This window comes from Sphingobium psychrophilum, from assembly GCF_012927105.1.
GTDB classification, from domain to species: Bacteria; Pseudomonadota; Alphaproteobacteria; order Sphingomonadales; family Sphingomonadaceae; genus Sphingobium; species Sphingobium psychrophilum.
This window is the reverse complement of the sequence record NZ_JABBFV010000015.1, coordinates 102,942-117,525: the sequence shown is the minus strand read 5'-3', so window position 1 is coordinate 117,525 and position 14,584 is coordinate 102,942. Positions and strand designations below refer to the sequence as shown.

At 62.9% G+C, this 14,584-nt stretch carries 14 protein-coding genes; 4 read left to right on the top strand and 10 right to left on the bottom strand.

The features are described from left to right. Positions 1 to 90: 90 nt before the first annotated feature. From HHL08_RS18215 to HHL08_RS18190, 6 genes are all read right to left on the bottom strand, one after another. Positions 91 to 942, bottom strand: coding sequence for an ATP-binding protein (locus tag HHL08_RS18215; protein WP_235955122.1), 852 nt, complete (start codon positions 940 to 942; stop codon positions 91 to 93). After that, the gene (accB, locus tag HHL08_RS18210) at positions 942 to 1,427 is read right to left on the bottom strand and encodes an acetyl-CoA carboxylase biotin carboxyl carrier protein (protein ID WP_169574455.1); all 486 of its coding nucleotides are present in this window, start codon (positions 1,425 to 1,427) and stop codon (positions 942 to 944) included. Before accB ends, HHL08_RS18215 begins: the two co-directional genes overlap by 1 nt. A 62-nt stretch (positions 1,428 to 1,489) precedes the next feature. Then, the gene (locus tag HHL08_RS18205; RefSeq protein ID WP_235955121.1) at positions 1,490 to 3,952 is read right to left on the bottom strand and encodes a TonB-dependent receptor; all 2,463 of its coding nucleotides are present in this window, start codon (positions 3,950 to 3,952) and stop codon (positions 1,490 to 1,492) included. A 123-nt stretch (positions 3,953 to 4,075) separates the two neighbouring features. After that, the gene (locus tag HHL08_RS18200) at positions 4,076 to 4,822 is read right to left on the bottom strand and encodes a glucose 1-dehydrogenase (protein WP_169574454.1); all 747 of its coding nucleotides are present in this window, start codon (positions 4,820 to 4,822) and stop codon (positions 4,076 to 4,078) included. A 3-nt stretch (positions 4,823 to 4,825) separates the two neighbouring features. Next, positions 4,826 to 5,914, bottom strand: coding sequence for an LLM class flavin-dependent oxidoreductase (locus tag HHL08_RS18195; protein WP_169574453.1), 1,089 nt, complete (start codon positions 5,912 to 5,914; stop codon positions 4,826 to 4,828). A 46-nt stretch (positions 5,915 to 5,960) separates the two neighbouring features. Then, positions 5,961 to 6,338 carry a nuclear transport factor 2 family protein gene (locus HHL08_RS18190; RefSeq protein ID WP_169574452.1) on the bottom strand — a complete coding sequence of 126 codons (378 nt, stop codon included), beginning with the start codon at positions 6,336 to 6,338 and terminating at the stop codon, positions 5,961 to 5,963. A 385-nt stretch (positions 6,339 to 6,723) separates the two neighbouring features. On the opposite strand from HHL08_RS18190, the gene HHL08_RS18185 reads away from it, so the two are divergent. Beyond that, complete coding sequence (locus HHL08_RS18185; RefSeq protein ID WP_169574451.1) at positions 6,724 to 7,434, top strand: TetR/AcrR family transcriptional regulator; 711 nt, start codon at positions 6,724 to 6,726, stop codon at positions 7,432 to 7,434. An 18-nt stretch (positions 7,435 to 7,452) separates the two neighbouring features. Here HHL08_RS18185 and HHL08_RS18180 read toward each other — a convergent pair whose 3' ends face one another. Both HHL08_RS18180 and HHL08_RS18175 read right to left on the bottom strand, forming a co-directional pair. Then, entirely contained in the window at positions 7,453 to 8,259 is an 807-nt protein-coding gene (locus tag HHL08_RS18180; RefSeq protein WP_169574450.1) for an enoyl-CoA hydratase/isomerase family protein, read from the bottom strand. A gap of 30 nt (positions 8,260 to 8,289) precedes the next feature. After that, the gene (locus HHL08_RS18175) at positions 8,290 to 9,522 is read right to left on the bottom strand and encodes a cytochrome P450 (RefSeq protein ID WP_169574449.1); all 1,233 of its coding nucleotides are present in this window, start codon (positions 9,520 to 9,522) and stop codon (positions 8,290 to 8,292) included. A gap of 174 nt (positions 9,523 to 9,696) precedes the next feature. Here HHL08_RS18175 and HHL08_RS18170 point away from each other — a divergent pair, with 174 nt between their 5' ends. From HHL08_RS18170 to HHL08_RS18160, 3 genes are all read left to right on the top strand, one after another. After that, positions 9,697 to 10,446: a glucose 1-dehydrogenase gene (locus HHL08_RS18170; protein ID WP_206377964.1), complete on the top strand. Its 750-nt coding sequence runs from the start codon at positions 9,697 to 9,699 to the stop codon at positions 10,444 to 10,446. Next, entirely contained in the window at positions 10,443 to 11,681 is a 1,239-nt protein-coding gene (locus HHL08_RS18165; RefSeq protein WP_169574447.1) for an MFS transporter, read from the top strand. Before HHL08_RS18170 ends, HHL08_RS18165 begins: the two co-directional genes overlap by 4 nt. A 136-nt stretch (positions 11,682 to 11,817) precedes the next feature. Next, entirely contained in the window at positions 11,818 to 12,531 is a 714-nt protein-coding gene (locus HHL08_RS18160; RefSeq protein WP_328804680.1) for a TetR/AcrR family transcriptional regulator, read from the top strand. 28 nt (positions 12,532 to 12,559) lie between these two features. Here the strand turns inward: HHL08_RS18160 and HHL08_RS18155 are convergent, their stop codons facing one another. Together HHL08_RS18155 and HHL08_RS18150 are read right to left on the bottom strand one after the other, a co-directional pair. Continuing rightward, complete coding sequence (locus HHL08_RS18155) at positions 12,560 to 13,471, bottom strand: alpha/beta hydrolase (RefSeq protein WP_169574445.1); 912 nt, start codon at positions 13,469 to 13,471, stop codon at positions 12,560 to 12,562. A gap of 8 nt (positions 13,472 to 13,479) precedes the next feature. Further along, positions 13,480 to 14,577 carry an LLM class flavin-dependent oxidoreductase gene (locus HHL08_RS18150; RefSeq protein ID WP_169574444.1) on the bottom strand — a complete coding sequence of 366 codons (1,098 nt, stop codon included), beginning with the start codon at positions 14,575 to 14,577 and terminating at the stop codon, positions 13,480 to 13,482. Positions 14,578 to 14,584 lie beyond the last annotated feature (7 nt).

Genomic DNA, 14,584 nt, shown 5'->3' with positions numbered 1-14,584 from the left:
CGATCAATTCTTTCCGCGTTGCCATGCTCATCTTCCTCATCGTTCCCTCCCGACCGTTGCCGGGAGCATTCTAGATGAGGCAACGGCCTGTCACTCAGGAGCAAAAAGGGTGAGGCAATGCGCGGTGCCGGCATTGCGATAATTGACGCTGGCAGCCAGCGCGACCGCGGATGCATGGAGTTGGCGGCGCAGATGATCGGGCATGGCGGCGCAGGGCGCTTCCTCGATCAGTTTCTGGTAGCGGCGCTGGACCGAACAGTCGCGCTCGCCAAAATGCAGCACCTGGCCCTTGCCGTCGCCCATCAACTGCACCTCGACATGGCGCGCTTCCGGCACGAAGCGTTCCATGAACAGCGTGCCGTCGCCAAAGGCGGCGACCGCCTCCGCGCTGGCCTTGTGGAAGCCGGCTTCCGCATCGTCGCCATTATGGGCGATCACCATACCGCGGCCGCCGCCGCCGGCAGACGCCTTGAGCAAGACCGGATAGCCGATCCGGTCACCCTCCCGCCGGGCGTCCGCGGCGGAGGCAATGCACTCGCTGCCCGGCACAAGCGGCACGCCAGCCGCCCCCGCCATGGCGCGCGCGCGCAGCTTGTCGCCCAGCGCGTCGATGACGTCGGGTTCCGGCCCGACGAAGGCGATGCCATGTTGCGCGCACAGGCGCGGCAGGATGGCGCGTTCGGACAGGAAGCCATAGCCGGGATGCAGGCCGTCGCAGCCGCTTTCCTTGGCGGCGTGGACGATCAGGCGCGGGTCGAGATAGGATTTGGCGGCGGCCGCCGGGCCAAGCACGATCGACCGGTCGGCCAGCCGGGCGGCCGCGCTGTCGCGGTCGGCGTCCGACACGGCCACCACCGTTTCGATATTAAGCGCCTGCGCGGCGCGGACGATGCGGAGCGCGATTTCGCCCCGGTTCGCCACAAAAAGTCGTTTGATCGGCATCAGTCCCTCACCAGCGCAAATAGGGGTTGGCCGCCTTCGACCATCGCGCCGTCTTCGACCAGGACGGCATGGACCGTGCCCGACGCGCCAGCGCGGACGGCGGTGAAGAGTTTCATCACCTCGATCAGGCATAGTTCGTCGCCGGCCTGCACTTTCGATCCGACCTCGACATAGTTGGCGGTGCCCGGCTTGGGCGCGCGATAAAAGGTGCCGAGGTTTGGCGCATTGATGATGACGGCGTCATCCGGCAGCGACGATATGGGCGCGATGGGCGCTGCGATAGGCTTCTGTGTCGCGGCGGGCTGGGCGGCCGGCGCGGACGCCGACGCGGCGACAGTCATGGCCGCCTGCGGACGCGCGGCCGACGCATCGGTCGATACATAGAGTTCGAAATCCGGCTTGCGGATATGCAATTCTCTTATTCCCGACCGCGAAAACTCGTCGAGCAGCTGTTTCAGCGCATCAGGAAAATCATGTCCGGTCATCGGCACCTTCCGAAAAAGAAGAGCGCGGCGACCGGATCGGCCGCCGCGCCCAGCGGGGGAGTTCAATATTTGTAGGAGAGCGACAGGCCATAGACGGTCGGCTTGCCCCGATAACGGATGAGCGTGTCGAGATAGGTCGAAACGGCGGTCACATAGGATTTGTTCGTGATGTTGCGGCCATAAATGCTCGCGCGCCACCGTCCGTCGCTGCTGTTCACGCCTGCCCGCACGTCCAGCAGGGCATAGCCGTCGATCGTGAAGTCGTCGGCCGGCAGCCCTTCATTGTAAAAGGTCGTGTTCTGCTTGCTCTGATAAGTGAGCCCGCCGCCCAGGAAGGCCTCCAGGCTGTCCGACACCGGCACGCTATATTGCGCGTCGACATTGGCGCTGAACTTGGGGGTGTAGGGCAGTTGAGACCCCTTAAAATTGCCGGTATAGCCCGCTGCGTTATAGACGGCGAAACCGTCAGCCGTAGCGGAATAATCCGACTTCACCTTGCTCTTGAGATAGGTGGCGCCGACGCTGAAGCGCAATCCGTCCGTCGGCCGTGCGACCAGTTCGCCCTCCAGACCGAAGACATAGGATTTGGGGACGTTCAGCATCTTTTCCAGCAGACCGAAGATGGTGTCCTGCACGCGGCCACGCACCTGCTTGTTGGAATAGTCGTAATAGAAGGCCGCACCGTTGAATTGCAGCGCGCCATCGGCGAACGGCGCCTTGAAGCCGCCTTCATAGGCGATGACCTTTTCCTGCGTCGCCGGGCTATACTGGTTTGCGCGGGACGCGCCAATCGCCGAAAAGATGCCCGCCTTATACCCTTGGCTGACGGTCGCGTAAATCAGCGTGCCGCCGTCGAACTTATAGTTGGCGCCGATGCGGAAGGAGATATTATCCTCCGACAGCGACTGGTTGACCGGGGTCAACGTCGATGCCGCGGTGCCAAGCAGCAGGTCGCCCGTCGTCGGGAAACACTGGCCCGCCGCGATCGTGATCGGCACGCTGTTGAGGGCGGAACCGAACAGGACGGCCGCGCCGGTGCCCGTCGGATCACTGTAGCAGTAGCTCGCTTCCTGCTTGTTCTTCGTATAGCGGATGCCGCCCTGCACGGTCAGTTGCGGCGTTACCTTATATTCGCCGTTTGCAAACAGGCCGTAGCTGCGCATCCGCGAGTCAAATTCGTTGAGCGTGACCGAGATGAGGTCTGCGTTCGCCGAATAATCGCCGAGATAGAAGAAGTTGTTCTGCGACGTGCGCAGATTATCATAGCTGGCGCCGACGATGCCGTTGAAACTGTCCGTGTCCAGCGACAGGCGCAGTTCCTGGTTGAAGGATCGCACGTCGCCGAACAAAGGCACATCGACGACCTGGGCGGCAGTGCCGTCCAGATCCTGATTATAGTCCAGTTTCTGCTTCGCCAGGGCGGCAATGTAGGTCAGCTTGAGCGTGTCGCTCAGGTCGAGATCGGCGCGACCGGCCAATTGGTAGTAGCTGTTGCGCGAGCGTCCCAGAAAGCCTTGCGTCCACTCTGCGTCCCGCGCCCGGTTGCTGACCGGTGTGCCCAGGAGCGCGCGCGCTCCGGCGGCCTTGGCGGCATCTGCGCCGTTCAGCCGACCGACCGTCACCGACTGGCGTCCGATGAAAGAGGCGTCGTAACCGGCCGATGTCGGGGTAGTGAGATCCGCATAACGCTGGGCATCGACCTGCGCAAAGGGATTGCCCGATGCAGCGGCGGCGGCCTGGTCCGGGTAGAGATTGAGCGTGGTGCCGGCATATTGCGGGGCCAGCGGGTCGGAGCGGTCGCGCGATCCGGTTGCCATCAATTCGATCTTCAACCGCTCGGTCGGCTGAATGTCCAGGGTGAAACGACCCATGAACTTGCGTTGATCGCCATTTTCGTCGTTCGGCCGCGACAGGCTGCGCTGCCAGGCACCGCCCGACACGCCCTTCACCGCCAGGCGGGCGCGCACGCCGTCGGCCAGCGGGCCGCTGACAAAACCGGACAATTCGGCGCGGTTGAACCGTTCATAGGATGCGTCGAACCCGGCGGCGAAATCGTCGGTCGGTTTGCCGACGATATAGTTGATGGCACCGCCGGTGGAGCTTTGCCCGAACAAGGTGCCCTGCGGCCCCTTGAGCACTTCGACCCGCTCGATATCGAGGTCAAGAGCGTCCGACATCACCGGCACGTTGCGCGGAATCTGGTCGGTATAGACCGAAACCGAAGGTGCCGCGCCAAAGGTCGCATCATAAAGGCCGATGCCGCGCAGGGTGAAGACCGGGGTCGAGTAGATCGACTGGGTGAAGGTGAAGCCGGGCACGAGCTTCGCAAGGTCCGCCGGCCCGGAAATGCCGCGATTGGACAATTCCTCCGCCGACGCGGCGGTGATGGTGAGGCCGACGCTGTTCACCGACTGCTCGCGCTTGTTGGCGGTCACGATGATGTCGGCACTGTTGGCGGCGGGTGCCGCGGGTGCCTGCGGTGCGGCCGGGGCCGTCTGGGCCAAAGCCGGCGCCGAAGTCGCCATTAGGGCCAACACGGAAACCCGTGTCGCGAATATCGTCCTGTTCATGTTATCCTCACCTCCCGTCTACGCTTATGCGAGATCCGTTATGCAGGCCGCTTGCCGGGCCTTCTGCTTGTTGCGCCGTCAACCGGCGATCATCGCGCCGTCGACCACATGTTCGGCCCCCGACACGAAACTGGCTTCGTCCGACGCCAGGAAAAGAACGACGTTGGACACTTCCGAAGGCTGGGCCAGGCGGCCGAGCGGGATGGCCGCGGCCGCGCCGCCGCCATGCTCGTCAGTCGCGGCGATCATCATCGGCGTCAAAATATAGCCCGGATGCACCGAATTGGCCCGGATGCCGGCATGGCCGAACTGCGTCGCGATCAGCTTGCTCATGCCGCGCACGGCAAATTTGCTGGCGCAATAGGCCGCGTTCGAGGATTCTTTTGTCCCCAGCATCCCAGCGATCGAGGAGATGTTGACGATTGATCCTCCACCCGCCCCGATCATGCCGGGAACGACCGCCTTCATGCCCAGGAACACGCCCAGCTGGTTGATCGCGCAGACCTGCAAAAACTCGGCCTCCTCGAAATCCAGCAGGCCCTTCACCGGGCCGATGACACCGGCATTGTTAACCAGCACCGTGACCGGACCGAAGTGGCTTTCCGCCGTGGCGACGACATCGGTCCAGTCCTGCGCACGGGCTACGTCGTGGCGCAGGAAGAGCGCAGCGTCGCCCAGTTCCGCGGCCAGCGCCGTTCCACCCGTCTCGTTCACGTCGGTCAGGACGACCTTTGCGCCCTCCTGCACGAACAGCCGCGCATGGGCTTCGCCCATGCCCTGCGCTGCGCCCGTGATGATGGCGACCTTGCCGGCGAGCCTGCCCATGGGTCAGGTCGTTACCGTCTGCTTGGCGTCCGACAATTTGGGCGCGACCTCCTTGACGAGCAGTTCCATCGACCGCTCCCAGGGTTCAGGATTGTCGATATAATCGTGGCTGTAGACCAGCAGCGTGCCGAACGGTCCGCCCAGTTCGCCGAACCAGGCTTCCATTTTCTGCCGCACGGTTTCGACCGATCCGACGATCCAGACATGTTCGGCCAGATAGTCCGCATCCACGTCCGCCGGATCGACCGACGGATCATGCAGCAGGCCCTGGAGGACGCCGAAGCGCTCATAGGTCGGCTTGATATATTCCTTCCAGGCAAGGCCGATCCCGCCCTCGGTAGCCAGCTTGCGCGCTTCCTCGTCGGTGTCGGCGACGATCACGTCGCGCACGACGCGGTGGGCCGACCGGTCGGATTCGCGTCCCGCAGCCTTCATCGTGTCGCGATAGGTTTCGAAATGGCTGCGCAGGAAGGGATTGCCGGCATAGACCGACGCGGGCAGGAAGCCATGCGTGCCGGCAAAGCCGATCGAGGGCGACGGCGCGCTAAGCCCCGTCATCGCCATCTGCATCGTCCCGCCCCAGGGGCGGACGTCGCGCAGCGGCTTGTTGGGATTGGCTTGCGGGAAACCCGCGTTCCAGAACTGCCCTTCAAATTCGAAGGGCTCGCCCTTCCAGACACGCTCCATGATGTCGATCGCTTCGAGCATCATCGCGTGGTTGCCCGACATGTCCTTGATCCCGCGCACGGCGGCGTCGGTCGGATAGGCGCCGGTGGCGACGCCCAGCATATAGCGTCCTTCGAGTATCTGACTGAGCCAGGCGGTCTGGATCGCAAGCGTGGCCGGATGATGATAGGGTAGAAGATGCGCCAGCGGCCCGAACTTGATCTGGCTGGTCTGCAGCGCAGCGGCCGCGATCACCAGTTCGGGGCTGGGAATCCCCTCCCAATTCAGCGTGCCATGCTCACCGACCCAATATTCGCTGAAGCCGATCTTGTCCGCGTGCACCGCCTGACGCAGCGCCCATTCGAACACCTGCCGCGGCGTACGCTCTGGGCGCACGAACGGCGTCTGGAACATCCCAACCTGCATCACTCACCTCTTCTGCGAAATATTATCCTATGGCTGAGGGCAGGCCTCAGCCATGGTCCTTCCATTCGACCAATATGCCGGCCGCATCAAACCGCATCACGCTGCAAAATTTCAGGCGGAAGGCTTCTCCCGCCGCGCCGAAGCCGGGCAGGTCCACGCTGGCCGTCCCGACATACCAGGCTTCACGCACTACGATGTCGCCCGCCACCGTCACCCGTTCGGGCGCTTCGAAATGACGGTCCGGCACATAGCTGCCGGCAAAATCGCGCAGCACCGCGAGCAACGCATCGCGACTGGTCATCACGAATGCCCGGTTAAAATGCGCAAAATCGAGATTGAGCGCGATCATGCGCTCCATCGCGTCGAAATCCTTGGCGTTATAGGCCTGGATCAGCGCCTCTGCCGCGGCGGCGACGTCAACCATACCCATTCTCCCGGCACGCGGAAACACAGGACAAACGGCCTGTAATTCTGGAAAGGCATAGGGAAATAGTGGGGCAACGACCCATCTTCCTCTCCTCCATTCTGCGCCGTCTGGCCCAGCAATCTGTTCTCTTATGCCGATCTAGCTACATCCTGCCCCGCTCGACGTCAATTATAAAATCGACGTTTTATCGGAAAACCTCGTCCAGTTGAAGACTGAGCTTCCGCAAGTGCCCGCTTTCCGCCATTTTAGCCGCGCGCGTCCACTATCCTCCATGGCAATTTTCCCGCACCCGTCAGGCTTTAGGGTTGCAGGTGATGCCAAGCCAAGGCAGTAGAGTGTGACAGAAGCGTGTATTGGGCGGCGCTGGACTTGGAGGGCCTTCGTGGCGACAAAAGAGGTGGTGGGCGAATCGGAGCAGATCGCATCAGACACCGTAAGCGCGTGGGACAGCCTGTTGCAGGAAATCGCCCATCGCCCCAAACGGGCGACGGAGCGCAAGCAGGACCGCGCCAAACGCACCGAGCAGCAGATATTGAATGCCGCGCTGCGGGTGTTCGCGCGCGACGGCATTTCCCGATCGCGGATTGCCGACATCGCGGCAGAGGCCGGCATTTCCACCTCGACGCTCTACGAATATTATAAGAGCAAGGAGGATCTGGCCTATGATGTGCCATTGTCCCACCTTGCCGAATTTTTCGAAAGCTATCATGCGAACGCGGCCAGCCGCACGTCTGCGCGCGAGCGGCTGCTGCTCTATTTGGTGATGTCGGCGGATTATGCGCGCGAACATGCCGAATGGGCGCGGCTGCTTTATCTGGAAATTTGGCCCAGCGTCTTCGTCAGCGATACCGAGCTGCGCCACAGCATCGACGACTTTACCCGCGTCATCCTGTTCCTGGTGAAGGAGGGCGTCGCCGAAGGCTGGGTTTCGCCGGACCGCAATCCTTATGAAACGGTGGCGCTGCTGATCGGCGGCGTGAACCAGCTCATCATCACCTGGCTACTCTATCGCAAGCCCAAGAATCTGACGCGCGCGGGCACCGAAATGGCCGAACGGCTGATCGCGATGCTGGAGAATGAAGTCCGTCGGTAATGCTGAGGGAAGAATAACCTAGCGATCCTCATAGCGCGGCGGGCGATGGTCCAGAAAGGCGCGCACGCCTTCCGCGCCATCGCTGCCGGTGGTCAGTTGCGCGGTGAAGGCTTGCGCATCCAGATAGGCTTCGGTCCAGCTCATGCCCTCCAGCCGGGCGGACGCGACCTTGCGCGCGCGGATCGCAGGCAGGCTCTTGCCCGCAATGCTGCGGGCCAGCGCCATGGCGCGAGGCAGCACCTCGGCGACCGGCAGGACATAGTTGAAAAACCCCGTCGATTCGAGTTCGCGCGCGGTGAAGCGTGCGCCGCTGAACAGCATTTCGCGGATCTTGGCTTCGGGCATATTCACATGTGCAAACAGGCCCGCCCCGCCTGCAACCAAGCCATAATCGATCTCCGGGCAGGCGAAGGCGGCATCTTCGGCCGCGATGCGCATGTCGCACAGCGCCGCCAGGATCATGCCGATGCCGATCGCCGCACCCGATATGGCGGCGATGACCGGCCGGTCGAGCTGGTAGAAGCGCGGCAACTGGGCATTGATGAAGTCATAGCGCGCCTTGCGCCCCGCGACGTCGATGCCGTCGAAATCATGCAGGTCGGCGCCGCCGCACCAGGCGCGCGCGCCCGGCGGCGCGGCCAGCACAATCGCCCTGATATCCTCGCTTGCCGCGACATGATCCGTGATGGCGCCGATGGCCTCATAGACGTCGATCGACACCGCATTGACCGGCGGCCGGTCAAACAGGATGAGCGCCACGCCATCGTCCATGACGTCCATAGTGAAGGCACCGAATGTCGCGCGGCGCAGGACAGGTGCGGTCATCGTATCGAATGTCCTTATTAGTGAGCGGGATCAAACATCCCATTCCAAGGTGAACGGCTTCACGCTGCCGACGATGCCGTTGGAAAAGCGCAGCGGTTCGTCCTTCGCCAACCGAAATTCGGGGATGCGGGCGAACCATTCGCGCAGCACGGTCTTCATTTCCATCCGCGCCAGATGCGCGCCGGGGCAGGTGTGCGATCCCTTGCCGAAGGTGGAATGTTTGCGCGCGGTCCGGCCGAGGCGGAATGCGAGCGGATCGTCGTTCATCGCATCGTCCAGTGCGACGACGACGGTCGGGGCCATCACCATCTCGCCCGCCTTCAGCTCCACGCCCTCGAAAGCGACATCACGCTTCACCTCACGCGAGGAGGAGACGACCGGGAACCGACGGAAAAATTCGAGGAGCGCGTCGTCGATCCGCGACGAATCAGCGGCGATCGCCCGGCGCAGATCATGGTCGCGGGCGAGATAGGAGAAGGTGAAGCCTAGCATGTTGACGACGGTGTCGAGGCCACCGACCAGCACCTGGATACAGATATTCTGCGCCTCCAGATCGGTCAACGGCCGGCCGCCGACCTGGCCGTTCACCATGCGGCTGATCATGTCCTGCCCGTCCGCGCCGCGCCGCGCCGTGATGACGGGGGTCAGATAGTCGCGAAACAGCTGCGAGACTTGCGGATAGGTGAGCGATCCGTCGGGCCGGGTGAACTGATCGGCCAGATGCTTGAGCTTGGGCAGGTCCGCCAGCGGCAGGTCCACGATCTGCATGAAGATGCGGACGGGCAGTTGCTCGGCAAATTCCTCCACGAAATGGCATTGCCCCTTCGCCCGGAATCCCTCGATCAGGCTGACCGTCAGGTCAACGATGCTGTCCTCGATTGGCTTGAGCGGCTTTGGCCCCAGATTTTCGTTAAGCAGATTGCGAAAGGGCCGATGTTCGGGCGGATCGAGCGACAGCGGGATAAGGCGATAGGCCTCCCCTGCCGTATCCTTGGGCACCAGCACCGTGCGGTTGGAAAAGCGATCGGAATCCGACATCACCACATCGGAAATATCCGCCCGCAACGCGACCCAATGTCCCCCATTATGCGGGGTCCACATCAGCGGATAGGGCACTTCGCCCATCAGCGCGTGCCAGCTGGCGTGAAAATCGCTACCTTCTGGAACATCACGATATATGTCGAAGTCGAAGACGCGATCATCGGGCACATTGTCGGGCTGTTGCGCCAACACCGTCGCCGTGGCGGTCATGTCCGAAGCCATATCTCTCTCCTTTAGGCGGGCGCTGTGGCACCCTGCATCGGCCGGCACCTTATCCACCACGGCCAATAATTAAAAGATTTTTCGTCGGATTTTGGATGGGATATTACTGTAAAATCTGGCATCACAGAATTATTAGGATAACTTTACGATAAATAATCGGTTTTGGAGAGAGCGATGATGCGATTGAGGGACAAGGTGGCGATCATCACCGGCGCGGCGCAAGGCATGGGCGCGGCCCATGCCCGCCGCTTCGTGGCCGAGGGTGCCAGGACGCTGTTTACCGATATCAACGAAGCCGCCGGCGCAGCCCTGGCCGAGGAACTGGGCGACAATGCGCTGTTCGTGCAGCAGGACGTGACGAGCGAAGCGGACTGGCGGACTGTCGTAGAAACGGCCGAACGGCATTTCGGCCCGGTCAGCGCGCTCGTCAACAATGCCGGCATCATCGGCCCCGTCGCCAAGGCGGCCGACTTGTCCGAAGCCGATTTCCTGAAGGTGTGCGCGATCAACCAGACGTCCGTCTTCCTGGGCATCAAATATGTGGTTCCGTCGATGATTCGCGCGGGCGGCGGCGCCATCGTCAACATCTCCTCCATTTCCGGCATCGTCGCCATCTACGGCACGCCCAATGTCGCCTATGCCGCCAGCAAATTCGCGGTGCGCGGCATCACCAAACAGGCCGCGATCGAATATGGCGAACATGGCATCCGCGTGAACTCCGTCCATCCAGGCTATATCCGCACGCCAATGATGACGCAGGCGCTGGACGACGATCAGATCAGGATCGCCAGCGGATCGGTGCCAATCAAGCGCGTGGGCGAAGTGGAGGATGTGTCGAACCTGGTCGTCTTCCTGGCGTCGGACGAGGCCAGTTTCATCACCGGCACCGAATATATCATCGATGGCGGGCTGACCGCCCTTTGACGGGCGGCGCGTCCCTGGCCGAATGGCGGCACAACTGGCATCTGGTGCTGCTGACCGTCATCGGCATTACCTGCGTGCCGACGACGCTTCCGGTCTATACGATCGGCCTGTTCGTCACGCCGCTACAGGCCGATTTCGGATGGAGCCGGGGCGCGATCCAGGGTGCGATATTGTGCAGTACCGGCCTGGGCCTGGCCGGCGGGCCGATCGCGGGATGGCTGGTGCAGCGGATTGGCCTCAAGCGGGCGATCCTGTCCGGCCTGATCGGCATGGGGTGCGCGCTCGCACTGGCGGCGACGATCAGCGGGTCGTTATGGCATCTCTACCTCGCCTATGCGCTGATCGCCCTGATCGGTGCCGGGACCAGCGCGGTGACATGGAGTTGCCTGATCGCAGAGCGATTCTCGGCGAGCCGCGGGTTGGCGCTCGGCATCGCCCTGTCGGGCAGCGGCCTGTCGGCTGCGCTGATGCCGCGCCTGGTGATGCTGGGCATGGAATGGGGCGGATGGCGGACCGCCTATCTGTTGCTGGCGGGCTTTGCGCTGTTGATCATCCTGCCGCTCTGCGCGTGGGTGTTGCCGCGAGAGGGCCAGTATGCGTCGGGTGGCACCGCTGCCCCGCTCCCCGCCCGATCCGGCATGCCGCTCGGTGCTGTATTGCGCGATCGTCGTTTCTGGCTGATCGGGGCCAGCACGGCGGCCATCTATCTGGCGGTCGGCGGCCTCATTCCCAATCTCGTCCCCGCCCTCGGCGACCGGGGCCTGCCGCTGGCGGAGGCCGTGACGATCATGGGGATATTGGGCGGCGCCATTATTGCGGGAAGGATCATCGTCGGCCTGCTGATCGACCATGTCTGGGCACCGCTCATCGCGACGATCATTCTGCTGCCGGCTGCGGGCGCTTGCCTGCTGATGACGAGCGATGCCGGCTTTGCCGCCTATGCGGTCGCCGCCGCGCTGCTGGGCGCGGCGACCGGCATGGAGTTCGACATGCTGGGCTTTCTGGTGGCGCGCTATTTCGGCCTCGCCGATTTCGCGCGCATCTATGGCAGGCTTTACATGTTCGTCGCGGCAGCTGCAGGTACGGCGCCCTTGGCCTATGGCGCGCTGTACGACCATCTGCGCAGCTACGATATCGCCTTCACCCTTTCCGCGTTGCTGCTGGCGGTCGGCGCGGCAGGGCTGCTCGCGCTTGGCCGCTATCCTGTCGATCCCGCCGAAGTGAAAGCGGTCTGATCGCGGCGACGCCGACGGATTCAAACCGAAATTTCTTCGTGAATATTCCCAAGATCGCCAATATTCTGCATGGAACTTAAGGAGGTCGTGGCCTATTCTGCTTCCCGCCCCACACGGCTTCATCATGGAGATCATAGTGCCAGCAAAAGACGTGATTACGGCCCAGCCGTCGGCGGTGCCGGAGTCCGACAATGGCTGGGATAGCTTGTTGCAGGAAATATCGCACCGGCCCAAGCGCGCTACCGAGCGTAAGCAGGACCGCAGCAAGCGGACGGAGCAGCAGATATTGACCGGCGCGTTGCGCGTCTTTGCGCGCGACGGCATTTCGCGATCCCGCATCGCCGACATCGCAGCGGAAGCCGGCATTTCCGCCTCGACCCTCTACGAATATTATAAGAGCAAGGAGGATCTGGCCTATGACCTGCCGCTGTCCCACCTCGCCGAATTTTTCGAAGGCTATCATGTGGCGGCCGCTAACAAGACGACCCGCGAGCGGATGCTGCTCTACCTCGTCATGTCCGCCGACTATGCGCGCGAACATGCCGAATGGGCGCGCCTTTTCTATCTGGAAATCTGGCCCAGCGTATTCGTGACCGACACGGACCTGCGCCATAGCATCAACGACTTTACGCGCGTCCTGCTGTTCCTGGTCAATGAAGCGATCGCGGAAGGTTGGATCGCGCGGGATCGCAATATTCACGAAACCGCCGCGCTGCTGACCGGCGGCATCAACCAGATCATCATCACCTGGCTCCTCTATCGCAAGCCCAGGAATCTGACCAAGGCGGGCACCGAGATGGCCGAACGACTGATCGCGGTGCTGGAGATGGAGGCGCGCGCGGCCCGGTGAGAGACGCCACGGCGGCTGAACCTGGCGGTCAGGCCTTGGCGAAATGCCCGCGCACGAACCGGCCGATCTGGTCCAGCGATCGATCTGCTTCTGGCAGGAATGGGAAGAGCGTCCAGATATGCACCATGCCTTGCGCCAGCACGAGTTCGACTTCGCCGCCCTCTTCCCGCACGCCCGCAGCCAGCCGCACGGCGTCATCGCGCAGCGCTTCGGCATCGCTGGCCGTCAGGAACAGCGGCGGCAAACCATGATGCTGGCCCCAGACGGGAGACGCCAGAGGATGGCTGCGTGGATCGCGATCCTCGATATAGACCTTGCCCATTTCCACGATCATCACGCGGTTGATCAAGGGATCGATGCCATCCAGGGTGACAGACGACTCCCCGTCCCCCGCCAGATCAAGCAGCGGCGATATCGCGACCCCCGCCAGCGGCAGCGGCAGGCCCGCGTCCCGCACCGCCATCAGGACCGCGATCGCCAATCCTCCACCAGCAGAGTCGCCACTCACGATCAGCCGATCAGCGCCGTGATGGTCGAGCATGGCGCGATAGGCGGTCATCGCATCGTCCACGGCGGCCGGATAGACATGGTCGGGCGCCAGCCGGTAATCGGGCACGACCACCGGCGTGGCGCAGACGCGCGATAGCCGCTCCGCGAAATTGCGATAGGCCCTCGCGCTGCCCATGACATAGCCGCCGCTGTGGAAATGCAATACGGCACGGCCATCGGCATCGCCAACGCCGACCGCCGTCACCTTAAGCGCGGCGACCCCGTTCAGGTCGATCGCCTCGATACGGGCGTCGTCTGCGACGGGGAAGGTCGCGCAAAGCGCTTCGAACCCGTCGCGCCACGCACCGATCGGCGCCGTTGGTTCGGGCGTCGCCGCCCGAAACAGATCGATTGCATGCCGGTGTGCGGCGCTGGTAGACAGGGTGACCATGACGCGCGTCAGGCCGCGGCCGTCGCGTAATCCCGCGCCATCGCCTTGGCATCCGCGATGACCTTGTCTCCAAATAGCTGGAGCGACACCATCGCCTCATCACGGCTCATCCCGCCGTAGAAAAAGCAGCCGGCCAGGCTGATTTCCGGCCCAAGGACGCGGAGGCGTTCTTCGACGCGGGCCAGCACCTGCGCTGGTGTGCCCACGCCCACCTGTGCATCGACATAGGCCTTGGCTGCTGCCTCGACACCCATTTCGCGCAGCGCGGCGGCCCCTTCGGCATAGGATTGATAGGCGGATGACTTGGCAAAATGGTCGCCGGTCATCTCGTAATGGCGAACCACGGTCTGATAATAATTGCCCGCATAGATATAGGCCAGTTCGCGCGCCTCGTCGGCATCCTCGCGGATCAGATAGAAGTCATCCATGATGATATGCGGCTGTCGATTGGGATGATGAGCGCGGAAAGCGTCGCGATATTCGTTCAGCAGCGGCAGCATGCCGTCCAGCGGCTTGGTGACGAAGGTCAGCAGGCGACCGCCGATTTCGCCGGCGGTGCGGGAGGATTCGGGCGACATGCCGACGGCGCAGAAACTGTCCGCCATCGACGCGCGCGGAGCGGGATGCACCGGGGTCGGGGTCTGCGGATAATATTTGCCGGTACCCTCGATCACGCCGCTGCGCAGCGCGCTCAACACCATTTCAAGCGCCTCGTCGAACCGCTCGCGCGACTCGTCCATGGGGATGCCCATATGGCTATATTCCATCTTGGCGAGGCCGCGGCCGAAACCGGCGATGCAACGGCCGCCGCTCAGATGGTCGAGGAACGCCAGCTTTTCGACCACGCGCAGCGGGTCGTTCCATGGCAGGATCACCGCGCCCAGACAGAGTTTGAGCGTCGTCGTCTTCGCCGCGAGATAGCTGAGCGGCAGGAAATTGTCGGGACAGGCCGAATAGTCGATATCGAAATGATGTTCAGGGGAGCAGCAGATATCGAAGCCCAGCCCCTCCACCTTTTCCATCAGCGACAATTCGTCCTGTACGAACTGAAGCGGGCTGCGGATGTTACCGGGGTTCTGCCAAACAGGCGTGTAGATAATGTCCATGAACCTC